22 protein-coding genes and 1 tRNA gene are annotated in these 23,368 nt (G+C 43.3%); 11 read left to right on the forward strand and 12 right to left on the reverse strand.

What is annotated here, in order from left to right; all coding sequences use genetic code 11:
* Nucleotides 1–10: 10 nt before the first annotated feature.
* Nucleotides 11–442 (reverse strand): NADH-quinone oxidoreductase subunit A, encoded by a 432-nt coding sequence (locus tag BMX95_RS33225; protein ID WP_081200718.1) that lies wholly within the window; start codon nt 440–442, stop codon nt 11–13.
* Nucleotides 443–558: 116 nt separating this feature from the next.
* Nucleotides 559–990 carry a CBS domain-containing protein gene (locus BMX95_RS33230; protein WP_081200717.1) on the reverse strand — a complete coding sequence of 144 codons (432 nt, stop codon included), beginning with the start codon at nt 988–990 and terminating at the stop codon, nt 559–561.
* Between the two features lie 165 nt (nt 991–1,155).
* Here BMX95_RS33230 and BMX95_RS33235 point away from each other — a divergent pair, with 165 nt between their 5' ends.
* The gene (locus tag BMX95_RS33235) at nt 1,156–1,677 is read left to right on the forward strand and encodes a YybH family protein (protein ID WP_081200716.1); all 522 of its coding nucleotides are present in this window, start codon (nt 1,156–1,158) and stop codon (nt 1,675–1,677) included.
* Nucleotides 1,678–1,698: 21 nt separating this feature from the next.
* Here the strand turns inward: BMX95_RS33235 and BMX95_RS33240 are convergent, their stop codons facing one another.
* From BMX95_RS33240 to BMX95_RS33255, 4 genes are all read right to left on the reverse strand, one after another.
* Nucleotides 1,699–2,205 (reverse strand): anthrone oxygenase family protein, encoded by a 507-nt coding sequence (locus tag BMX95_RS33240; protein ID WP_081200715.1) that lies wholly within the window; start codon nt 2,203–2,205, stop codon nt 1,699–1,701.
* 16 nt (nt 2,206–2,221) lie between these two features.
* Nucleotides 2,222–3,184, reverse strand: coding sequence for a hypothetical protein (locus BMX95_RS33245; RefSeq protein ID WP_081200714.1), 963 nt, complete (start codon nt 3,182–3,184; stop codon nt 2,222–2,224).
* A 202-nt stretch (nt 3,185–3,386) separates the two neighbouring features.
* Nucleotides 3,387–4,127, reverse strand: a complete 741-nt coding sequence (locus tag BMX95_RS33250; protein WP_081200713.1) for a hypothetical protein — start codon at nt 4,125–4,127, stop codon at nt 3,387–3,389.
* A gap of 378 nt (nt 4,128–4,505) precedes the next feature.
* The gene (locus BMX95_RS33255) at nt 4,506–4,973 is read right to left on the reverse strand and encodes a hypothetical protein (protein WP_090519730.1); all 468 of its coding nucleotides are present in this window, start codon (nt 4,971–4,973) and stop codon (nt 4,506–4,508) included.
* A gap of 149 nt (nt 4,974–5,122) precedes the next feature.
* Between BMX95_RS33255 and BMX95_RS33260 the strand changes: the two genes are divergently transcribed.
* Entirely contained in the window at nt 5,123–7,045 is a 1,923-nt protein-coding gene (locus BMX95_RS33260; RefSeq protein ID WP_133053920.1) for a hypothetical protein, read from the forward strand.
* 316 nt (nt 7,046–7,361) lie between these two features.
* Here the strand turns inward: BMX95_RS33260 and BMX95_RS33265 are convergent, their stop codons facing one another.
* Complete coding sequence (locus tag BMX95_RS33265; protein WP_081200710.1) at nt 7,362–7,976, reverse strand: hypothetical protein; 615 nt, start codon at nt 7,974–7,976, stop codon at nt 7,362–7,364.
* Between the two features lie 571 nt (nt 7,977–8,547).
* Here BMX95_RS33265 and BMX95_RS33270 point away from each other — a divergent pair.
* Nucleotides 8,548–9,054 carry a hypothetical protein gene (locus tag BMX95_RS33270; RefSeq protein WP_081200709.1) on the forward strand — a complete coding sequence of 169 codons (507 nt, stop codon included), beginning with the start codon at nt 8,548–8,550 and terminating at the stop codon, nt 9,052–9,054.
* A gap of 148 nt (nt 9,055–9,202) precedes the next feature.
* On the opposite strand, the gene BMX95_RS33275 is transcribed toward BMX95_RS33270, so the two are convergent.
* Nucleotides 9,203–9,277, reverse strand: a tRNA-Val gene (locus BMX95_RS33275).
* Between the two features lie 185 nt (nt 9,278–9,462).
* On the opposite strand from BMX95_RS33275, the gene BMX95_RS33280 reads away from it, so the two are divergent.
* Nucleotides 9,463–10,287, forward strand: a complete 825-nt coding sequence (locus tag BMX95_RS33280) for a helix-turn-helix domain-containing protein (protein ID WP_081203652.1) — start codon at nt 9,463–9,465, stop codon at nt 10,285–10,287.
* A gap of 48 nt (nt 10,288–10,335) precedes the next feature.
* Here the strand turns inward: BMX95_RS33280 and BMX95_RS35205 are convergent, their stop codons facing one another.
* Nucleotides 10,336–10,509: a hypothetical protein gene (locus BMX95_RS35205; protein ID WP_177193745.1), complete on the reverse strand. Its 174-nt coding sequence runs from the start codon at nt 10,507–10,509 to the stop codon at nt 10,336–10,338.
* Between the two features lie 144 nt (nt 10,510–10,653).
* On the opposite strand from BMX95_RS35205, the gene BMX95_RS33290 reads away from it, so the two are divergent.
* The 4 genes from BMX95_RS33290 (at nt 10,654) to aat (ending at nt 12,973) form a co-directional block, all read left to right on the forward strand.
* A complete protein-coding gene (locus tag BMX95_RS33290; protein WP_081202335.1) occupies nt 10,654–11,160 on the forward strand; it encodes a hypothetical protein in 507 nt (168 codons plus the stop codon).
* Between the two features lie 158 nt (nt 11,161–11,318).
* Nucleotides 11,319–11,774 (forward strand): SRPBCC family protein, encoded by a 456-nt coding sequence (locus tag BMX95_RS33295; RefSeq protein WP_081202334.1) that lies wholly within the window; start codon nt 11,319–11,321, stop codon nt 11,772–11,774.
* Nucleotides 11,775–11,967: 193 nt separating this feature from the next.
* Nucleotides 11,968–12,264: an ATP-dependent Clp protease adaptor ClpS gene (locus BMX95_RS33300; protein WP_081202333.1), complete on the forward strand. Its 297-nt coding sequence runs from the start codon at nt 11,968–11,970 to the stop codon at nt 12,262–12,264.
* Nucleotides 12,265–12,319: 55 nt separating this feature from the next.
* The gene (gene aat / locus BMX95_RS33305) at nt 12,320–12,973 is read left to right on the forward strand and encodes a leucyl/phenylalanyl-tRNA--protein transferase (RefSeq protein ID WP_081202332.1); all 654 of its coding nucleotides are present in this window, start codon (nt 12,320–12,322) and stop codon (nt 12,971–12,973) included.
* A gap of 56 nt (nt 12,974–13,029) precedes the next feature.
* Here aat and BMX95_RS33310 read toward each other — a convergent pair whose 3' ends face one another.
* Both BMX95_RS33310 and BMX95_RS33315 read right to left on the reverse strand, forming a co-directional pair.
* Nucleotides 13,030–13,521 (reverse strand): hypothetical protein, encoded by a 492-nt coding sequence (locus tag BMX95_RS33310; protein WP_081202331.1) that lies wholly within the window; start codon nt 13,519–13,521, stop codon nt 13,030–13,032.
* Nucleotides 13,522–13,769: 248 nt separating this feature from the next.
* Nucleotides 13,770–15,140, reverse strand: coding sequence for an exonuclease domain-containing protein (locus BMX95_RS33315; protein WP_081202329.1), 1,371 nt, complete (start codon nt 15,138–15,140; stop codon nt 13,770–13,772).
* A 995-nt stretch (nt 15,141–16,135) separates the two neighbouring features.
* On the opposite strand from BMX95_RS33315, the gene BMX95_RS33320 reads away from it, so the two are divergent.
* The 3 genes from BMX95_RS33320 (at nt 16,136) to BMX95_RS33330 (ending at nt 20,141) form a co-directional block, all read left to right on the forward strand.
* Nucleotides 16,136–18,802: a valine--tRNA ligase gene (locus tag BMX95_RS33320; RefSeq protein WP_081202328.1), complete on the forward strand. Its 2,667-nt coding sequence runs from the start codon at nt 16,136–16,138 to the stop codon at nt 18,800–18,802.
* A 121-nt stretch (nt 18,803–18,923) separates the two neighbouring features.
* A complete protein-coding gene (locus BMX95_RS33325) occupies nt 18,924–19,460 on the forward strand; it encodes a phosphatase PAP2 family protein (RefSeq protein ID WP_242673180.1) in 537 nt (178 codons plus the stop codon).
* Between the two features lie 45 nt (nt 19,461–19,505).
* A complete protein-coding gene (locus tag BMX95_RS33330) occupies nt 19,506–20,141 on the forward strand; it encodes a phosphatase PAP2 family protein (RefSeq protein ID WP_242673179.1) in 636 nt (211 codons plus the stop codon).
* 172 nt (nt 20,142–20,313) lie between these two features.
* Here the strand turns inward: BMX95_RS33330 and BMX95_RS33335 are convergent, their stop codons facing one another.
* On the reverse strand, nt 20,314–23,130 hold the full coding sequence (locus tag BMX95_RS33335) for a TolB family protein (protein WP_081202325.1): 2,817 nt from the start codon (nt 23,128–23,130) through the stop codon (nt 20,314–20,316).
* Between the last annotated feature and the right edge of the window lie 238 nt (nt 23,131–23,368).

Consider the following 23,368-nt stretch of genomic DNA (forward strand, 5'->3'; position numbering starts at 1 on the left):
CACAAATTTTTCAGTTATGATGAGTTGTTAGTTCCTTATATCTCCTTAAGATCTTCTTCGCATCCACCCCAATATCCAGCGCGCCAATGCCCCACTCATAGATCAATACCACTACCAGCTGACCAATAAAAATGGCCACGCCGGCATAGCCAAACCAGCCCAGTTCGTAAAAACCCAGCGCCCATAATATAATGAACACGGCTTCTACATCAAAGATCACAAACAACATGGCAACGAGGTAAAATTGAGCAGAAAACCGAAGCCGGGCAGAACCACTTTGTTCTATACCTCCTTCGTATGGCTTATCGGTAGCGCGGTCGTGGTGATGTTGACCTAAAATATAAGACAGGAAAAGAATGGCAATGAGCAGGATGAATACGATCCCTGCGTATAATAGCAACGGCCATAATTGATGATTACTATGGATTTCATTTCCCGGCATAACATAATACTTCCATGGTGGGCTTCTATGACATGCATAAACGTCCCCAATATGAATAAAACCAAAGGCACCAGGCCACACTGCCACAATAGTACGATCAAAAAAAGTTAGTTGCTTTAACTGGTAATGTAATTTTCAAGATGTTGAATGATGGTGTCTTTCTGATCGATGATGTGTTTTACCAGGTCACCGATTGAAATAAGTCCAACCAATTCATTGTCATCGATCACAGGTAAATGACGGATGTGTTTGTCAGTCATTAATTGCATGCAGTAGTCAATCTTTGTATCAGGAGTTACAAACACCGGGCTTTCGGTCATAATGTCCATTACCCTGGTCTCTTTTGAGGATCTTCCTTTTAATATTACTTTTCGGGCGTAGTCACGTTCTGTAAAAATACCATCCAGCTTACCACATTCTTCCAAAACAACCAGAGAACCGAGATTCTTCGCTTCCAGTGTTTCTAAAGCTTCGTATACGGAGCTTTCCGGATTCACCGTGTATACCACATGTCCTTTGATTTGCAGTATATCTCTTACCGTATCCATGGTAATAGTTTTAAGAGCTATTTATACTGTTAAGTTATTCAATTTTTATTAAATAAAAAATTATTCCAAATCGGGTCAGCATTTCCACAGTCAATGATGATCAGGATCATACTCTGCAAATGCCATCGGCCGTATAAAGCCATTAACTTAGTAGAAATAACCAACATGAAAAAGTATTGCATCCTGCTGCTTATGACAGGTAGTATCTGTCTCATCGTTTCCTGTGGGCAGGCAGGTACCGAAACAACCGGCAACAATAAGATGAACGACACTGCTGCCATCGCTTCTTCTGCGGCTGCCTTTGATCTTTCCAAAGCAAAGGAATGGATTGAGAATGATAACAAAAAATTCCAGGAAGAAGCAAAGAAAGGCGATTCAAATGCCATGGCCGCACACTATGCTTCGGACGGGTGGTTAATGTTTGATAACAGCGAGCCTAAACAAGGAAATGAAATTGCCGCCGGCTGGGGCGGCGCTATCAGAAGCGGTATGAAGGAATTGAAGATAAACACCGTCGATATTGTTGGCAATGCCGACCTCCTGGCTGAGACAGGCACGTTTGAAGTGCTTGGCGAAGGCAGTAAAGTGCTTGACAAAGGAAAGTATGTGGTAGTATGGAAACCCGAAAATAATAACTGGAAAATTTACCGCGATATCGGCAACAGCAATATGCCGCCACATAAATAACAATCAGGTATCGGCAGGTTTTCAGCCTGCCGATTTGCTATTACCCACGATACAAGCCAGCAATACCAAAATCAATGCAATGGCATTGGCCACTGTTCTTATGCCATGTAACTGGTTCCACGAATTTTCGAACAGGGTCCGTTGCCGGCTCAATGCTTCGGGTGAAGCTGATGGAATGTGAAAGGCGTCCAGTGCATTGTTCAATGGCACATTGCCAAAGAAGGTAACACCAAACGTTCCTACTCCATACACCAGCGTGGCACCCAGCAATAAATAAAAACGAAGCGGGGCCGAAGGATTATACTGTAACCAGGTGCTAAGTGGCAGCAACACCAGCGTACCCATAAAGCTCATAAAGAAAACCGGGTTCAGGATCTCTCTGTTGATCGATTGCATAGCCGACAGATAATTGGCATCGGTCAACTTGCCGAGCCCGGGATTTACAGAACACGAATAAGCATAAAAGAGACCGGCGATCAATGCGGTGGTAAAAGCGGCAGCCAGTAAGGCCATGTTGGCGAAAGTCATGAAAGGTGGTTTTATATTATGGTAATTGAAAATATTGTTTTATTAACCCCAATGCTGCGGTGTCAACAACAGTAGTTCCGGTCCGCGGCATGCTTCCCTTACTCATTAAATTTACAATACGTTTGCCCTTTTCAGTAATGCGCGTATCTGCCAACGGTATTTCCCAGGCAAACCGAACAGCAGATCGGGCACAGGAACCCAGATCACTATGGCAATGAGCACAATTCACATCCAGGTAAGCCCGTACCCTGTCTTGTATACCATACTTTTCATTTTGCCAGGCGGGTAATTCAGCAAATTGCTCCGGGGCCACATTATCCATAACACCTGCTTCCCACAAATACTTTAACTGGTTTATGGATTTATTATCCCGGGTAACGGTAATATTCAGGTTACGTACTTTCAACCCCACGGGCATTAGGTTGTTATCAGCAGTGTGACAGGAAGCGCAATCCCGCGGGCCCGGTATGCGATAGGAAATTTTCCGGCCCCTGCCGTTTTCATCGATCCAGCTAACAGGCGTATTTGATCCGCCGGTGGCGAGCGTGGCATCTGTCTGCTCCGGGTTCCATACATAGGTGCCGGCCATCCACTGGTTGTTATTTTTTATCAGCAGCCGGGTTTCAATGAGTCGTCTGCCTTTTGAAGGCGTTCTTTTATCCCTGAAATAATAGAAGGTTTTAACCAGGATGGTACCATCGGGGAGCTGCGGTAATCCATCGTTTACGGCAGTGATGGGTTTGACTGCCGGCACTTTTATAAGCCGTTGTTTTTCGGCATAATCAGTGAACAGGCCAGTGGCCAGTTCGTACTGTACGAAGCCATTACCCGGCGTAAGCGTTACCGGGTTGCCTGAAAAAATATTGTATCCTGAAAGTTTTGGCGGTAACAGCCCCGAATTGTCGGCGCTGCCTGCGCCATACGCCATTCCCGCTATGATAGTAATTAATAAGGCGAAAACTATTATAATCCGGTTCATAATAAGTGTGATTATTATTGAACTCAAAATTATACCGGGCCAACAGCGGAAAATAGAATAAAACCGACACGGGGTAAACAAAAACCACGCTTAAGCGTGGTTAATATCTTTTCTCTGTAACATCAGTAATTTTAAATTCGCCATGGTCTACAATTGTAGCCATTTTTATCTGTAAATAATGACTCATGGTTTAAAGCTACTATTAATTCTCCCACGCATTCCATGTAATCAGATCAACTTTCCCATTTGTAATCGAATATATTTGACCAGAGGTAGTATCGCGATACCTGATATTAAACGTCGCATTTTTTCTAAGCGCTGTATCTATATTCAGAATATTGACCGTGCCTGACTCAACCACGCCAAACTGGTCAATTCTTCTTCCACTATAACCAGACGTTATTTTGGCCTGTTCACAAGGAACAATATATTGATAGATGTCCGGATAAACAGGATATGTTCCTTTGCCGATACTTAACGGAATCGAAATTTTAACAGGCTTATCAAACATAATCGACCTGATATAAATTAACACGGTCTGAATCCGGTTACTACCGCATGTTGCCATACCGGTAGTTACATTGTTTGTATTGACATAAGCCATTGTTTTATCCTGGAAATTAAAAGAGGCTGTATTGCCATTATATTTTAACGTGTCCTTTATCAAGGGAAGGTTGTCTATCTTAACGGTGGTAAATGAGCCTGGTATACCGGACGTTAACTGATAACCGGTAAACTCCAGGTAACCACTGATGGTCTTTTTTACGGTATCGAATTTTGTAAGGTCAAAATACCCGCCAGCATCCGAAGTATCTATATCAGAGTAATAATAATATGTGTTGGGAAACCTAACGCTGGCAATATTTTCGCCATTTTTAATAAGCGGATATCTTTTTATCGGATTGGAAGGATCAAACACAAACCCTGCATCGAATTTGGGCAATTGCGGATTATATGGTAAATCGCCATTAGGCGCGTGTATCCTGTCCTTGTGCTTTATTCATCCGCCTGTAAAACAACTATTTTCTCTCAAATCCCCCAACTTTTAAACCTGATCCGTTTTTTATAGTAAGGCGGATCAAGGAACTGACGTAAATAAAAAAAGGACCACATTACTGTGATCCTCTTTTTTGTGGAGTCTGCCGGCGAAATGTCGAACCATATAAAGGCTTTCTTTCGGCGGCTATATCAATTCAAACATTGTCTGACAACAAATTATTAAAAACCAGACAGGCAACTCCATTAACAATATGACAATGTGAGATGGCCTGCATGGGACTAGCATTCATTTGTATACAGCTTGGGATAAAAAATATTAGAGTTAGAATCCAATTGTCCCGACCCAGTTGGACAAGTCCGCAGAAATGCTACCTTGTTTGTTTTTATCACTTTCTGAAATGCAGTTCAGGCGCGGGATTGGCTGAAAGATCGTATTTACCTTGGAGGTTAGAAATAGCTCTTTTTCGCGATTATAGGTCACTCCTTCGGGAAAGACGAGCTTTTGTAGTTCCTCCTTTGCTAGCATCGGCCTTGAAGCCCAGTTGGTAGGGAGTTGCGTGGAAAGTGTTATACCTTGACGGAAGTAGGTTTTTAGGTTAGAGCTTTCTACGCCAGGTTCCGATATAGTTTTATGTATTTCTGTTCTTTCCTTCGCCAGTTTAGTTCGCAATCGGATATATACACCTTCAGGTACCTTCTTGAACAAAGAAAAGTCATCTTCCAACTCTTCATAAGTTTTTTCTATATCTGCCGATTGGGCTTTGTACATTTTTTGATGCTCCAAAGCCACATCGAAGGCCCTTTTTGCGTTTAAAGGCACAAATAGCTGAAAATATGATCCTCATGCCATAAACTCCAGGTATTAACACCCATTTTATATTTGTATTTTTTGATGTATATTGCTGTTTAGACCTCTTTTGTACCCTAAAATTAACCCTGGTGCGACATCTTATCGCCTTAATGGCATTCCTATTTGTATTACCCAAATCATATTCTCAGGTAAGGTATTTAACCGCAGATGAAACTGAATCCTGGCCTAAACAACCGATTTCGATTCCCGATGACTACAACAGGATATCCTCTTATGTATATCTGATTAATAAGGATGAGTTGCCGAAAATATTCTCTGGCGTGGCTTACACAAAAGAAGAAAGACAGGAACTGGGGATTAAGGCGAATGACAAGCCTGATTTTCTGCAAGTGTCCATTAAAATAAAGCATCCGGAGATTAATAAAGAAACCCCAATCGCTATTCCGCTTTTTATATATGATATGCGGGACAAAAACAAAGCCAAGAGCTTTTCCGGGTTAAATGGAATGTTCTTAAATGACATTAAAAGTGAATCGCTTAGCTCAAATATTGTAGGGCAAATTGATATAAATGCTTTGATCTCTAATTCTTCTGCCAGGTTTTGGCAGGGGGTGGCAAAAATTTCGGCCGACCTGGGAAAATCTGCTGTATCGCTCGCGATGGGAAACCCCAAAATACTTGTAGACTTAAAAGCTAAATTATCGGGATATCTTGACTCGGGAATATCAGCTTTGAATAATTTAAATGGAGGTCAGCGGGAAGAAAATCATACCTTTTTTATTTCACTTGTTGACAGGCAAAAAGGGCAGGAATTTGATGAAATTGTTACTGCTGCAAGGCTTTATCAAATCCATTGGTCAACTAATGAAGTGCAGAAGTCAAACTTTCTGGCGAGGATAAAAGCCGATAATGCGCTTCCCGCTAGTTTCGGAACATCTGTAAGCAACAAAACTGTACCCTACATTCTGGTTGTTGAATCAAGGACCCGTCAGAAATTAGAGGTAGGTACACCCGTTTTTGACAAAGAGTACAATAACAAAATAGCTACAGAGTACGAATCCTTTCATATCAACGATCATGATATGCTCCTTGCTTACAGAAAGAACTATAGCACAGCTTATAATGCTTACACCTATATAAACGCTTATAAAAGCAGATTGGCCGCCGGCCAGCCCGACATAAATGCTATTACAACAGCTATAGATTTTAGTTATCAATTTAAAACATCAGTACAAGCCGAGAATGAAAAATATGAATCTGATGAGGTAAGTGAAGATATACAAAAGCGTTACTACGCCATTAAAGATAGATATTCTGCGATTGATGTGTTGGTTAATAATCTTTATGGCAGTGCAGATCAGAACAATGAGCTGCAGCGGGCCAGTAGGATTTTGACAGCTATTACAAACCCGATAGAGACCGAGGGTTTGAGTAAAGATAAATTGTATGCAGAAATCACTAAACTTAATGAATATGATTTACTGTTAAAAAATACAGGGATTCAACCTGCAACTCCAAGTTACCAGGAATGTAAGCGTTTGAGGCAAGACTATGAAAACAGGTTAAATGACATGCTTACTGCAGAAATGCCCAAAGATGAATCCAAAAAGAACGCATTCTTTGAGAGGACCAAAGTGAATTATCCTTCATGTGTTGGTTGCGTAAATTTTGCAACATCACAATTAAATGGCAGCAAAGGGTTAAGAAAAGCACAATTGACTAAGCAGTATAAAGAGCTTTCTGATAAGGAGTATGACCAGTTTTCTTCCTGCAGAAAAAATATAGAAAAGATGTTCCCTGTTATTAGTCAGAGAATAGATTCCCTGGAAGATTTTGACAAGCGGGTTGTTATTGAAAGTTACAAATCTTTAAAGGAGAATATCGGAAAATGGAAAGAGTTCGTTTCTCAAAAGCCAGATAATGCCCAGCCGGAGGAAATTGATCAATGGATATCCGGAATAACAGAATCAAGAAATCGCATCAGATATGCGATTAAAGATCTTGTTCGAAAGAATATACTGGTTCAGGCCGACAATTGTATAGCGGAGTGATAATTCTTCCCGCTTCGGGCGCTTCAGATAACAGGTTATTGCAAAAAAGTAAAAGGCTGCCTCTCATGCGATCATTCATTTATTATACCATATTGTTTTTTGCCTGGTTCGACTTCGTCCAGCCTGCCCGATAAAAAAATGAAGCCCTTCAGATCGTTGAATTTGAAGGGCTTTTTAATTTAAATAATATTGAATCCATTCTTACGTATATGCAGCCGTTTCTATCATCATAAAGGAGCGCGATGAAAACACCGGCAGGTATTTTGTTTTCAAAGCTTAAGATACACCAACCAAAAATAGCGTGGTAGCATGTTGTTTATGTAGTAGGCAAGCATAAGGGATAATAAAAATGAAGGCAAGTATTCAAAAACATTACGATTTCCATGAATTTTTTATTATAGGAATCTGAAAAATGCTCAGGACAATGATAATGAAGTGCTTTATAAAAAGTTTTTGTTGATATTTCAATTGTACAGGTCTGCCCATCTGCAACATTATCGACAAAGCCAGGAATTTTATGTTGTGAGGGGAGCATTAAAACAGCAGAATCTGATAAATATGAAACTAAATTACCTATACTATCAGGTAAATTTATTCTCTTTATGATGAGGCTGTCAAGAATGTTGCCATTTTCAAAATATGTATATTTATGTGCTACCCATTGACTATCTGAATATCTTAGTATGGTTGCAAAGTCCGGGATAGTCATAGAGCTAATCCATATTCTTAACTCAAAACTATCCACTCCCTTATAAATTTCAGGCAGGTTAAATTCTTTCGTTCTAACTTTACTTATGTCGATTTCATTGTAAGGCATAAGTTTCATCGTATCAGTAACAAGTGTCTTAAAATACTCAATTTTATCAGACGACTTAGTCTTACAAGAAATACCTATGCATGTCAAAAAAATCAGGTAAAAAAACAGTTTCATAAAAACGGGTTACAAAGTTGAATGGCCTGGCGTCGTTTCGTCACTTTGCCCCCAACCAACAACCAAAACCTAATTAAGAACTAAAGTACAAAACTTATTTTCCTGCACAAAAGCATTCGTACCCCACTTCCAATACATTTAAAATAAAATCAAAATGTCACATAGAAGAAAAGGACAATTGACAGTTGCGACTGAATGGGCTAAACATCTAAGAAAATATCTTCGCAGACAATTTTGGAAAGGCGAGAGAAGGGCTGGACAAAAACTTATCAGAAAAGAGATTTCTGATTCCCCAAACAACAGCTAACAAAATATTTACAATATGGCGCTGGATATTAAATTCAACATGATCCAAGATTCGTAAAATGGTTCGAATATTCGGTAGACATAAAAAAATAAAGCCCTGCAATGCAGGGCTTTCCTATTCTGTGGAGTCTGCCGGCGAATTGTCGAACCATATTAAAGCGTTATTCATGCGTATTTTTCAACTTAAGTTATTAATAGACAAATATTTCTATAACGAACAGGTCCCCGTTGTGTAAATTTCAATTCGAATGCATCTTAACTGAATATGCGAAAAGCTTCCATTATCATATTATCACTGCTCCTCTTTTCTCAAACGTATTTATTCGGCCAGGAAACAAATGCCAGGAGAAAAGCAATAGACACGTATGCTTATCAATTAGATACAACAAAAAGTAGTACAGACACAATTACTTTTTTATTTGACACTATTCAGGTGAAAGCTCAGGTTCAAAACAACAGGATAAGTGCAACTTGTTTATTTAAGCAAAGCAAAAGCCTGCTGACAATTAACTTTTATTCAAGAGGCAATATATTAGTTTCTGTAAAAGTCAGGGAACAAAGTCCTCACATGAGCGACATGTTTTCCAATTCATCCTTCTATTATGACAAAGGGCAACTATTTGACGTAGAATATTTTTATACAGTCCGCCCTTGTATGGCAATACCAATGGACAAAAGCATTTACGAGCAGTATGGTTACAATCCCAATTTGAATGCAGACTTTCTAAAGCAATTTGTATTGCGGCTTTATGGGAAAATAAAGTCAATGTAAATAGGATGTGAATGTAGTTGAACAATCCCCCAACTTTTCAACCTGATCCCTGAAAACCCAATTGTGCAGGCGCTATTCAGTGATGATGCGGGTTTCAGGGAAATAAAAAACGGCAGTACAACTAATTTTGTACTGCCGTCCGGTAGAGTGGGAGTTGACGGGCTCGAACCGCCGACCCTCTGCTTGTAAGGCAGATGCTCTGAACCAACTGAGCTAAACTCCCTTTATAAACTTTTTTGGTTAACTCTTAACTTCTTCTTTTCCAAAACTTTGCCTTCTCTCTTTTTCTCGCTACCCTTATTCCGTTTTGGGAGTGCAAAGATAAGGGTTGTTGCATTTCCACCAAATTTTTCTGCATTGATAATGAATTTTTTTTTCAATAAATTGCGGTAACCTCCCTGTCTAAAAATGAACTATCGCATTATTCTTCCGCCGGAAAATTTAAAACCCTTCGTCAGGTACTTCTGGGTCCTGGAGAATAATGTCGCTGCTGATTCCGCCATTACATTCAGTCCGCTCGCCGATGGTTGTCCCGGCATTATGTACCAGCAGCCCGATAAAGGCACTTTCAGTTTAGAAGAAGACAACAAACAATTAGCCAGCATTTTCCTGTATGGACAAACCATTCAACCGGTTAAAATGGTACTCACCGGCAAGGTGAGCACTGTAGGAATTTGTTTGCAACCACACGCCCTGCAATCAGTGTTTGGCATCGATGCGCACGAGCTGACCGGCACCTGTATTGACCTTGCGCTGATACAACACAAAAAAGAAAGAGTACTACAGGAGAAATTATTGGCGGCTACCAGCATCGAAAAACAGATCAACCTGATCTCAGCCAGCCTGTTGCAATCTGTGGAAGCACACAGGGAAAAGCAGGATGCACTCACCGGTTTTGCCATCTCAGCGATCATGCAGGGCAAAGGCGCTGTTTCCTTTGCTGAACTACAACAACAATTACAATTGTCTGAACGCACGCTGGAACGGCGGTTCAAACAATCCATTGGAGTATCAGCCAAACTATTCGCCCGCATTTGCCGTTTCCAGGAATCGCTCAGCCAGCTTCGAAAAAACAACTATCAAAAGTTATCAGATATCGCCTACGAGAATGGCTACAGTGATCAATCGCATTTCATTCGAACCTTTAAAGAATTTACCGGCGTATCGCCTTTTGATTATAAAAAGCAGTTAAGTGAAGTAGCGGAGAACTTTCCAAAGGTGAATAATGAATAGCAGGATGTGCTAAAAAGAAAAAAGGTCCTCTGTAGAAACAGCCGACCTCTAACGATTGCTTGCCATATGAAAAAAACGTAAAATCAATTTGATGGGGTGAAGCGCTTCGCTTCGTGGTAACTTCACTTTTCTCTTTTCCTCTTTTACCGTGTTACCGTCTTTGATGATGTAAAAGTACAACGTGGCATCTCTTCTTCCTAACCAGGGTTTTCGGGTAATCATGATGCCTAACGACAGAATAATACTATAAAACACTTATCCCTACTACATTTCCCGTCATTTTTCATATGATCTCAGCCGATTTTTCATCTCCATAATTTCCTATTTTTATTGCAGAAATCATTTTAAACAGCACCGCCAATAAACATGGACAGACTTACTTTAAAAAAATATCACAAATCGCCATTCAAAGAACACAAGGAGTTTCTTGAGTTCTACATCAATGATAAACCATTGTCTGAACAGATTGATGCGCTTTATTATTCAAATAAAAAAAGTATCCTGGATAACTGGACCGGTGTTTTAGGAACTAATAAACACCATGCAGAGATCGTCAAAGTAAAACAGCTACTAAGTAAACCTGTTTCGGATAAAGAAATAAGAGCTATTTACGCCAAATTGAGTGATGCCGATTTTCCATATTACTTAGAGAGAACAAGAGAAGAATTAGCGAACCCCGAAATAATTGTTTATTGTTGCGCTGAATGTGGCGACTACGACTGTGGCGGCGTAGCTATTACGATTGACAAAACCGATCAATCTGTTATCTGGACAGTTTTGGAATCTGAAAAGCAGCCGTTACGTTTTGAGTTTGAAAAGTACTCTTACTATGACGTTTTGGGTGTTTATTTAAACCAATTGCTCAAACGATAATTTTATTATATCAAAGATCTAAACTTACTGCAGAAACTACAACAAAACTACGCCAACTACTCTTCGGAATTCGAGAAGGCATTGAGGTACCATTGCAGCCGAACAATTCACCGGTATAAACGTTAAGGATACTGGAATTGTGTTAAAAACCATACATTATGCCAAACTTCATGACAAACCTGATCGAAAAAACAGTAGTGATAAATGCCCTGGCGACCGATGTTTGGAAAGCGTTGACCCAGCCGTTCCTGATGAAACAATGGATGGGCGAAGACGAAATGAATTTACATATTCAAACCAGCTGGGTGGTTAACAGTCCCATCACCATTACAGGGTTTCATCACCTCCCATTTGTTAACAAAGGCACTATATTGGAATTTGATGAAGAAAAGGTATTGAGTTATTCGCACAACAGTTCTTTGTCCCGCCTGCCCGATGAGCCGGAAAATTATTCCGTAATAAAATTCAACCTCTCCCCTGCTGAAACACAAACCGCATTAACACTTACCATTAGTAATTTCCCAACAGAAACCATTCACAAACACCTGGAATTTTACTGGCAATCGACCATTGTACTGCTAAAGAAATTTATAGAAAACACCAAACTGATTTAGCAACCCGCCCCGCGAATACCCACCCTAAGGCAAAACCGGTGAAAGCGGAGAAATACCCATTTTTGTATTACCTACACTTTATTTATTCTGAATGAGCCATTTACGTGAAAAACTACCATTATTAAAAAGCAATAAAAGAGCTTGCTGCGCGTAAGGTATTTTTATAAATTTGTAACGGAATAAACCATACTATATGGCTATTGACGCGCCGGTAAAACCACATTATGAAGAGGATAGCGATGTACTTACCTCATTGGACGAACCCTACAGTCTTATTGTATGGAACGATGAAGTAAATACTTTTGAATGGGTTATTGAAACCCTGGTTGAGGTATGCGGCCATTCAACGGAACAGGCTGAACAATGTGCCTACATCATCCACTTTCAGGGAAAATACGCTGTTAAGCAAGGATCTTACGACGATTTAAAACCCCAATGCGATGCCATTACCGACCGCGGTATTGGTGCCACACTTGAAGTACTGACCTGACTTTTGCTGCTCACAACTTAAGAAATACACCACTGTTTTCAACTGTAATTCCGGCATGCCTTTATTTGCTTTGGATAATGAATTGATATTCCCCCCTGTTCACCTGGCTGAACCGGATGGGTTATTGGCTGTAGGCGGCGATTTATCAACCGAACGGTTGTTATTGGCCTATCGACAGGGCATTTTTCCCTGGTACGAAGGACAACATATTTTGTGGTGGTGCCCCAACCCGCGTTTCATTTTAACGCCCAATACCCTGAAGGTGAGTAAAAGCATGAAACAATTGTTCAAAAAAGAAGCCTTCACTTTTACTATCAATAAAGCATTTACAGAAGTCATCAATAATTGTAAAACTATTGACAGGCCCGGTCAAAGCGGCACCTGGATCACCAATGCAGTGAAAGAAGCTTATACCAGATTACACCGGCTGGGTGTTGCACATAGTGCGGAGGTTTGGCTGAACAATGAACTGGTGGGTGGTTTGTATGGAATAAGAATGGGCAAAGTGTTTTTTGGCGAAAGCATGTTCAGCAAAGTAAGCAATGCCAGCAAATATGCTTTTATCAGCTATGTGCACCAACTGCAACACGAAGATGTTGAGTTGATCGATTGCCAGGTTTACACGGAGCATTTGGAAAGCCTGGGCGCACGCATGATCCCCAGAGACGAATTCATTCAATTATTGCAGGAACTGATACCTGAAAGTTGACCAGTTGATCAGTTAACCGGTTGATCAGTTGACCGGTTAACTGATCAACTCATCAACTATTTAGCATAAGTAGCCACAGAGTAATGTTTCAGGGAAGTAACTTTTAGCTCATTATTTTTCACGTATACTTTTTTGTACTCGCGAAACTGATCGTGGTTATCCATAAACCCTACAATACAGGCATATTTATTATCGCCTTTCTGAATAACGGGTTTAGGCACAGTACCAACATTGGGCAGGAACAGCGTATCCTCGCCTTCCATCTCTTCGTACTTTAACTTCATTACGTACTGAAAAGTTTTAGACGTTTCATACAGCTTCACGGAGAAATACCAGTCATTTAACGGATTTTCTGTTTTCTGTTTGTACTCAGCCACTGGCTCAGTACTTACTGTAGTACGATACATGGGAACTTTTTCTGCAGGCGGCGATTGCGCAGCAGTTGCCGTTGAATTGGCAGCAGCATCGGCATTGGCTGTTTCTTTGGGTGCTGTCTCACGACACCCGGTAGCGATCAAACAGCAAAGCAACAAATTACGTTTTTTCATAGTGTGGCTTATTTTACAAAAGCGTTGTCGTAAAACTTTCCGCAAGTTTAATACCAAAGTGGAATATTAAAGGAAGAAAAGGGCAGAAGGCAATAAGCAATGGGCAATGGGAAATGGGCAGAAGGCAGAGGGCAGAAGGCAGAAATGAAAACCCAAATTCGACGACTGTATTTGCTTTCAGCGCCTGGTACTCGTGGCTGTATTCAGCTTATGGCTTATGGCTCGTCCTTGCATGCCACTATTTTTTCCTACTGAAAAATAATTTTCTTATTAGGATATCGCTCCACGTACTGATAAACAAGGCCCCTGATATAATCATTCTCCGGGTATTGCTTCAGGTAATTCTTCAATTCTTCCCGGCTGGTAATGCCTACCCCTGCAGGAATATACCCCATACCATAGAATTTTCCTTTCTCCATTAAAATGCAACTGTGTTCGTCGCGTTCATTACCTGCATCCACCACCGCAAATGTAGGCAGCCGGTCTTCGAGCCATTTCAAAGCTTCGTGCACCCGTGCATTATAGATTTCCGCCGGTTCTTTGTGATCACAGGCTCCTAAACAGGTATTATCAGGTACACCCGTACAGGGCCCCGGCGCCGTTTGCATAAAACACAACTTGGCACATAAAGAAAACTGCTCTATCAGCTTGTTCAGCAACCGGTGTCCTTCCAGCAACAGGTTGAAAGTGTACAGGGGCTGCATGTGTTTCTTCTTTTTATCGATAGCCAGCCGGATGTACCCGCTGCTGTCTTCAAACATATATAACCCATAAGTATGGGCAAACCGTTTCTGGCTGTTGTTGAACTCAGGCCACAGGCGTTTTATCTCCACGCTTTCCAGAATAAACGCCATCAGCTCGGTACTGCAGGATTGATAGGTAATGCTGTGGATATGCCGCAGAAAATCCTGCCGTTGTTTACCTGAACCATTATGCGTGAAATGACTGCTCACCCGGTACTTCAGGTTCTTGGCCTTGCCCACATAAATAACCTTACCGGTTTGATTATGGAAATAATATACACCCGGCGTATAGGGCAGCTGGTCAACCTGCTCTTTCGGCAGGTTGGGCGGCAGGGATTGCTCTTTGGCGCCCCGTTTTATAAACTGCTGAATGTGTGGTTCGGCGTTATGTTGCAGCAAATGTTCCAGCAAACGAACGGTGGCATCGGTATCGCCCCCGGCCCGGTGCCGGTTGTAAATGGTAATGCCAAAATGATTGCAAAGATTACCCAGGCTGTAAGAGGGTAAACCCGGGAATACTTTTTTCGACAGGCGTACCGTACACAGTTTACTACAAGTCAGCTCAAAGCCTGCCGTATTAAAATGATGTTTTAAAAAAGAGTAGTCGAAGTTTACATTGTGGGCAACAAAGATCCTGCCTTGTAACAGCTCATAAATTTGCGGGGCCACTTCTTCAAAACTGGGGGCAGCAGCCACCATTTCGTTCGAAATACCCGTTAAAACCTGTATATAATACGGAATGGTACGCATGGGCCTGACGAGGGTCTCAAACCGGTTTATCACAGATTGTCCATCGTGCAACACAATAGCGATCTCCGTTATGTCGTTATTGGCAGCGTACCCGCCGGTTGTTTCTATATCAACGATAGCGTACATAGATTAATCGTAAAGTTACAAATAACGAACGAAACCGGCAGCGCGGCCACCAGCCACCCTTTGAATCATAATAAGCTGATTATAAGCCGCTTTATATAATCCTACCCCGTGAGTGTTTAATCCGTCCCACATTGTTAAACCTCTAAAATCCGTTGTCTATGCAAAAATTCGACTTGCACCAAGCCAAGCACGAAACCAGGCAGGAAGCCAACGAGAAGAGGACTAAAATTGCAGTGATCGTATTGTTTTTCACTGCACTGGTTCTGTTTTCGTACTGGTTCACACAAAGCTAATCGCTTTCATCATTAGGAATTTTTACGTTTCTGTATGAAGTGCAAAGCCGATAACCGTCACAAGTACTGTCTTTGTGCTTCATACTTTTTTCCCATTTCAGGACTCATTCCGGTTCCACAACCTTTATTTTCACTTTTTTATATACTATACATTTGCAGGTATTGCAGTTGTGTATTAAATTTGTTGTGGTTCTCAAAACAATAGCCTGGAATTACCCCCAAACTTGGATTATATCCTTCCTGAACAACCACGGCTTTAATAGTAATACCCTTTTTTATCTTTCGTAAGCCTGTGAAGACCGTTTGCATGATCGTACTACGAAATTTTTAAACTCTAAAAAAACGTAGCGTATGAAAAAGACAACGCATAATTTCCATCTGGGCGAGAACGGCAAGGTAGCTTTATTAGCACTCGGCTTTTTATGTTTTATCATGTTGCTGTCGTACCTGTATTGGTATGCATAGTAACCAGTTAGTGCACCTCCCTTACTGAAACACAAAAGCTTACCCCCAGCCCGCTGCGGTGGGGAGTATAACCTATTTTGTAAGCATCTGGCGTAATTGCGAGGTGCTTTTTTATAGCCCTATCCTAGCCCCGCCCCATTGCCTAGCGCCTTCTCTCTCTGCCCTCTGCCTTCTGCCCCATTGCCTACTGACCTTGATTTAGTACCTTTGCCCTCCCTTAAAGCAGATTATACATCTATGGAACTAAGCAAGAATTATCAGCCCGAAGGCGTAGAGGACAAATGGAGTAAGCATTGGAAATCAAAGAGATATTTCAACAGCACCCCCGATGAGCGCAAGCCGTTCACCGTGGTAATTCCCCCACCCAACGTAACCGGGGTATTACACATGGGTCACACCCTCAACGAAACGGTGCAGGACATACTGGTGCGTAAAGCCCGCATGAGCGGCTTTAACGCCTGCTGGGTACCCGGCAGCGACCATGCCTCAATTGCCACCGAAAGCAAGGTGGTGCAAATGCTGGAAAAGGAAAAAGGCATTAAAAAAAGCGACCTCACCCGGGAGGAGTTCATGAAACATGCTTATGAGTGGAAGGAAAAATATGGCGGCATCATCTACCACCAGATCGAAAAACTGGGCTGTAGTGTTGACTGGGACCGGGTTTCCTTTACCATGGATGCAGATTATTACAAAGCCGTAATCAAGGTCTTTGTTGACCTCTACAATAAAAAAATGATCTACCGCGGCGCCCGCATGATCAACTGGGACCCCGCCGCCAAAACCGCCCTCAGCGATGAGGAAGTGGAATATAAAGAAATACAGGGTAAACTGTATTATGTAAAATATGCCGTAGCAGCGGCCGATGGCCAGCCTACAGCCGAATTTATTACCATCGCCACCCAGCGTCCCGAAACCATCATGGGTGACTCCGGCGTTTGCGTAAACCCCAACGACGAACGGTTTGCCCACCTGAAAGGCAAAAAAGTGATCGTTCCCCTGGTAAACCGCGCAGTACCGGTGATCTTCGACGAGTATGTTGATCCCGCATTTGGTACCGGTGCCTTAAAGGTTACGCCTGCCCACGACATCAACGACTATAACCTGGGGTTGAAACACAACCTCCCTGTAATTGATACCCTCAACGAAGACGGCACCCTGAATGAGGCTGCCCAGGTTTTTGTGGGTATGGACCGCTTCGAAGCCCGTAAAAAGGTAGTGGAGACTTTACAAGAGCAGGGTTTACTGATAAAAGAAGAAGAATACACCACCCGCATCGGGTTGTCGCAACGCAGCATGGCGGTGGTGGAGCCCCGCATTTCCACCCAATGGTTTGTGAACATGAAGCCGCTCGCTGAAAAAGCGCTGACTGCAGTAACCAGTGGCGAAGTGAGAATTCACCCCGGTGATAAATTCATGGCCACCTATAAATATTGGCTGGAGAATATAAAAGACTGGTGTATCAGCCGTCAATTGTGGTGGGGTCAACGCATCCCCGCCTGGTATGACGACAATGGCAATTGTTATGTGGCTGAAACCGAAGAAGAAGCCGTTCGCCAGTGGTCTACCAATACAAATTCCATAAACCCTCCCGGTAAGATCGATAACCCATACACCTCACATCCGTTGAAACAGGATGTAGATGTGCTCGATACCTGGTTCTCGAGCTGGTTATGGCCTATTGAAGTTTTCAAAGGCGTTACCCATCCCGGCAACCCGGATATCAACTACTACTATCCTACTTCGGTACTGGTAACCGGACAGGATATCATTTTCTTCTGGGTAGCCAGAATGATCATGGCGGGCATGGAATTCATGGAAGTGAAACCATTCAGCGATGTGTATTTCACGGGCATGGTGCGTGATAAACTGGGCCGTAAAATGAGTAAGCAGCTGGGTAACTCACCCGACCTGTTGATGCTGATCGATAAATTCGGCGCCGATGCGGTTCGCTTTGGTATCATGATCTCCTCACCGGCTGGTAATGATCTGTTGTTTGATGAAACATCGCCCGAACAGGGAATGAGATTCAATAACAAGATCTGGAACGCGCTGAAGCTGGTAAAAATGTTCGAAGCCAGGGTGAGCGATACAGCTACTACCGGTTCTACCTCTTTTGCTATTACCTGGTTCGAAAACAAACTGCAGGCAGCCAAAGCAGAATTGGAGCAACACTATAAAGATTTCAAACTCAGTGAAGGTTTAAAGACCCTTTACTCGCTGATCTGGGATGATTTCTGTAGTTATTACCTGGAATGGATAAAACCGGGTATGGACCAACCTATGGATAAAGCAGTGTATGAAAAAACCGTATCGTTCTTTACAGAACTCATGCTACTGCTGCACCCTTACATGCCATTTGTTACTGAAGAGATCTATCATTTGCTGGCTCCGCGTACCGAAGACTTGTGTGTAAAACAATTAACAACTGCTTTATCATTTGATCCCGTAATTTTGAAGGAGGGCCAGTTGTTAATAGATGTAATTACCGGCCTGCGCGATGCCCGGATCAAGAACGAGATCAAAATAAAAGAACCGATCAAACTGTATATACAAAGCGACAACAATGAGCTGTACAAAGCCATTGAGACTATCCTAAAAAAACAAGTCAATATTGAACAGTTATCCTTTGTTACAGAACCTGTAGTGCAAACCATTACAACTGTAATCGACAAAGACAAATTTTTCATTGAGACTGAACGCCCTGTAGACACAAGCCAACAAAAAGAACAATTATTAAAGGACCTGGAGTACTACAAAAAGTTTCTGGAGTCAGTTAATAAAAAGTTAAGCAATGAACGCTTCATACAATCTGCAAGGCCGGATGTCGTTCAATTAGAGCAAAAGAAAAAAACGGATGCTGAAGAAAAGATCAAGATTCTTGAGGAAAGCCTGTCAAACCTCTAACTCGAAGCAAACCCCGGTTTCAACGATATGCAAAAGCATGCTGCTATTGGCAGTATGCTTTTGTTGTTTCAAACAGCGGGCCGTTTGCCAAACCAGGTACAGTCTCGACCAACACATTTTGATGGAGATGATGGAAAGCCGGACCTCTGGCAAAACCAGTGTAATGGAGGGCATTTCCAACACCACCGAAATGGTAAGCTTAGCGGTACCGCTGGCTGTGGTGGCCGCCGGACTTATCGACAACAACAAGATGACCCTTAAAAAGGGATTGTATTTAACTGAGACGGCAGCAGCCTCCCTCTTCGTTACTTTTGGAATGAAGTATGCGTTTCAGCGATCACGACCCTATTCAGTAACTCCCGGTCTTACCAAAGTCTCGGGGGGTAGTGGTCCGTCCTTCCCGTCGGGACACACCTCCGCCGCCTTTGCCACCGCCACTTCACTCACCCTGGCGTTTCCCAAATGGTATGTAGCCGTACCGGCATATGCCTGGGCCGCTTCAGTTGGTTATTCAAGAATGTACCTGGGTGTGCATTATCCTACCGATGTACTGGCAGGTGCCGTAATAGGTGCCGGCAGCGCCTGGTTAATGTACAAAGCCAACAAGTGGCTGTTCAAAAAGAAACCCAGCGCGCAGGAGTTACATCCAGCCTTCTAAATTCATACAGAATTATGTAGTACGTTACGGATGAAAGTTTTTATTATGATCATCCGTAACCTGCTACTGATAGTAGCATGCCTATTGCTTTTAAAGCCCGCAGCGCGGGCTCAAAGGACCAGTCTTGACATGCAGGTGCTGAATGAAATGATGGAGAACCGGCATGAAGACCCGGTTGAGCTGTATCAGCAAATTTCAAACACCACCAATTACATCAGCATGCTGGTGCCGGTAACAGTACTGGTAACCGGTATTACCCGCAACGATAAAGTCACCATCAACAAAGGCCTGTATATGGCTGAAAGCCTGGCCGCCTCTTCCCTCGTTACACTTGGTTTGAAATATACATTTAAGCGGAACCGCCCCTTTGCCGATCATCCGTTCATTGTACCTGCCAGTAATGGCGGCAGCCCTTCCTTTCCCTCGGGCCATACTTCGGAAGCATTTACCACCGCCACCTCCTTAACTATGGCTTATCCCAAATGGTATGTGGCCGTCCCTGCCTATGCCTGGGCAGCATCGGTAGGCTATTCGCGCATGTACCTGGGCGTTCATTACCCCAGCGATGTACTGGCCGGAGCAATCGTTGGCACCGGCAGCGCCTGGTTGATGTATAGAGTTAATCGTTGGTTAACCAGAAAATATTGTAAAGGCAGTTTTAAGTTGAAAGTTCAAAGTTGAAAGTTTTAAGTTGAAAGTTTAAAGTTATTGGGTTATCGAGTTATTGGGTTGTTGAGGCTGCCTCTGGCGAAAATTGAAGAACAGCAGCGGGCAGCCCAAATCTTTCAACTTTAAACTTTAAACCTTAAACTATAAACGCACAAACCTAATAACCTACGAACCGGGGAAGCACCTACCGTCCCAACAAATTAATCGGTAATATAAACTCCCACTGATTGGGATCATACCCGCGCAGCTGGTTCAGCATACGGCTGTAGCGAATCCCGAAACTGACGTTGTATTCATTCCACCATTTGGTATCGAAGTATATTTCACCACCGGTACTCTTGAATTCGAGGTACCGGTTATCTCTGTAGAATTTTAAATACGTATAGTCATAGAACGCATTGCCGCGCACCCGCTGAAAATAAACAATGTTCCCTATGCCCCAGTCAGGATACAGCAACGGAAAGTGATAATTGAAACCCAACTTGTACATATCGGGGATCGAATACTGGTTAACTGCCGGGTACCCGCGGGAGATGGGAAAACTGTTGCTGAAACTGTAATCGCCAATGGTATCGCGTTTTTGATAAGCACCGGTTATAACCAGGTTATGCGTACGCGCCACACCCGGCAAATACAGGGAGGCGCTTGTTAACCATTGAAACCCGCTCAGGTTGTTTACAATTTGCCGGTACCGCGACAACAAACTAAAGCCAAACCGCGGGTATATATGCTGTTTGGCCACCTGCGATTGCATCGTAAAAGAAACGGAGGCATCAAAAAACTCGAACTGCTCATCGGCATACTTATTCTTGGAAGCCTGCGTGTAGTTAACCTGGTGATGGTTGATGCCACCCGAAATATTCAACCGGCGATACAACCGGCCACTGTTGAACGTAAAAGGGAATTGCAAACCCAGCCGGCCGTTCAACTCATTCCACGTTCTGTAAGGCGTATCGGTTTCCTTCCGGTCGAAGGTTTCGGCCACGCCCAGCGTCAGGTACGGGAACCAGGCGCCATAAACAGCCGTAGCGCCTATTTCTTTATACTTCTCATCGGTATTGTAATTGAAATACACCTCGGTTTGCAGCGTGTTCAGCACGTTTTCGCCAATAAGCGAGAAGGAATAGTCCGGATCGGAAATATAAGGCCGCCAGCTGTGAAAATTAACCAGGTTAAACGCCTTGTGGTACCGGCTGATGGGGTATGGCCGCGCAGTATCAACGCCTATGGGTTGCCCTGATTGTATACCAGCCAGATCATAAGGTGTTGCCGCGGCCTGCGTAAACGCCTCAGCGCTTACTGGCTGCCAGTTTTCTCTATTCACAGGTTGTTGCACCAGGTGATAACCTGCCGCCGTAAAAGCCGTATAAATGGCCTTGTTGTTCATAGCGCTCCACTGGTAATTGCCGGTGCCTTTATTGGCCGGGGTTTGAACCGAGTATAACTGTTTATTTACCAGGGCTAGCAGCTGGTCCTGCTGGTGCCCCGCAGCAGTAAACGTAATAGTATCGCCCTGTACAGCGGGGAAACCTACCACCCTTCTGGAAACAGGTAATAATTCTTCTATAGAACCATCGTTGATATTCACCAGCGCCAGCGTGTTTTCACCGGTATTGGTGCGAATGGCCGTTACTACCGTTTGGGCCGAATAAAACCGGGGATGGCTATAAAACAATCCTTTGGGATTGGGCACTATTTTCACCACAGCGCCTGTTGAGGCATCGAGAATATGCAAACAGGCGGCGCCGCCGGGTTGTACCTCTACTGCCACAATCGTCTTTCCATCGGCAGAGATATCAGGCGCAAAGTATTTCGACAAATGCGTAATGGCCCTGTCCTTACCCGTATGTACATCCAGTACCCGCACTACACTGTAATCCTTCCAGGCCCAGCGCACATCGGCTTCATAGGCCGCGTATACAATGCGCCCGTTGCGATAGGAAAAATAATTATCCAGCGAAATGGCCTTTGTCTGCAGGCGGGTATCCGTACCGGTAGTAAGATTGCGTAAGTAAAACGCGGGTATTTTTTTATAACTGCTTTTCACCAGCACCACTGTATTGCCATCAACCCATTGCGGAAACTCCTCATCGCCGGCAAAATGTTTTTGTTGTTCGGCCCAGTCGCTCACCGCATCATTCCCTAACGAATCGCTGCTGGCTTTAAAATAATTGAGTGCATTTTGGCGGAACTCCCGGTAAGAAGTATTACAGTATTTTTTTACAGCGTGTTGAAATGGATAGAACAACCCGTTGAACCGGACAGCGTCATCGGTCACGTTCTTCCAGAATTCGGGGCCGTACTTTTCGCGGCCATAGGCTACCTCCATATAACCCAGCCGGTAATGATCGGGTACAAAATCACGCAGGGAGCCATTGCGCAGTTTCATCCAGGAATAGTTTTTATTGGCCATCCATAACGAGCGGTAGTCATTAAAAAAGGCCGATAACCGGCCCCTGCCCTGCTGGCTCTTTAATGTTTCCTGGTACACGGCATCGCCTTCCCAGAACCAGTTGGGCACCGCCGCGCTGTTGGCGAGGGCAAGCCCTTCCTGTCCGAACAAATAATACGCAACCCGTGATAGTCCCTTCCGGAAATTATTAAATTGCTGCACATGCCTGAACTCGTGCAATGCCAGCGAGTGCGACCAGGGCGTGGTACCCAGGTCGAACGGGTTTTGCGGCGGCATCAGGTAAAACTCACTGCGCCAGGGACCCAATGACACATAGGCATTGGAGATAGTGGTATAAGGATGTAAAACAATGCTGATCTTGCGTAAGCGGCTGCCGATGGTGGGCGCTGTTTGTATGGCCAGCTTTTGTACGGTGGCCGCTACATCGGTTGCCTGTTTTTCCAGCCCCAGCCCTTCAGGGAAAACAACACGGATGCTGTCGTTATTGATCTGGTTCCATCTGGTAGCGGGTTTATAACCGCCAAACTGTTGCGACTGCGCTAATGAAATTACAAACAGGCAACAGATGAAAAGAAATAGTTTTCTCATTCTAAGGGACTATGTTAGCCTGAAAATAGGAAAAGTTGACGAGTTAACAAGTTGACAAGTTGACGAGTTAACCAGTTAACCAGTTGACAAGGCCATTTAAATCGGCAGTCGGCAATCCGCAATCGGCAATCGGCAATTTTGACCTCGCATAATATGAAGCCTGTTAACTGCTCAGCAACCCACCCCCGGCCCCTCCGCCGGACCTATTGCGCAGGCAGGGTCTTCCCTTGTCACTTGT

The organism is Niastella yeongjuensis (genome assembly GCF_900110245.1).
In the GTDB taxonomy this organism is placed as follows: Bacteria; Bacteroidota; Bacteroidia; order Chitinophagales; family Chitinophagaceae; genus Niastella; species Niastella yeongjuensis.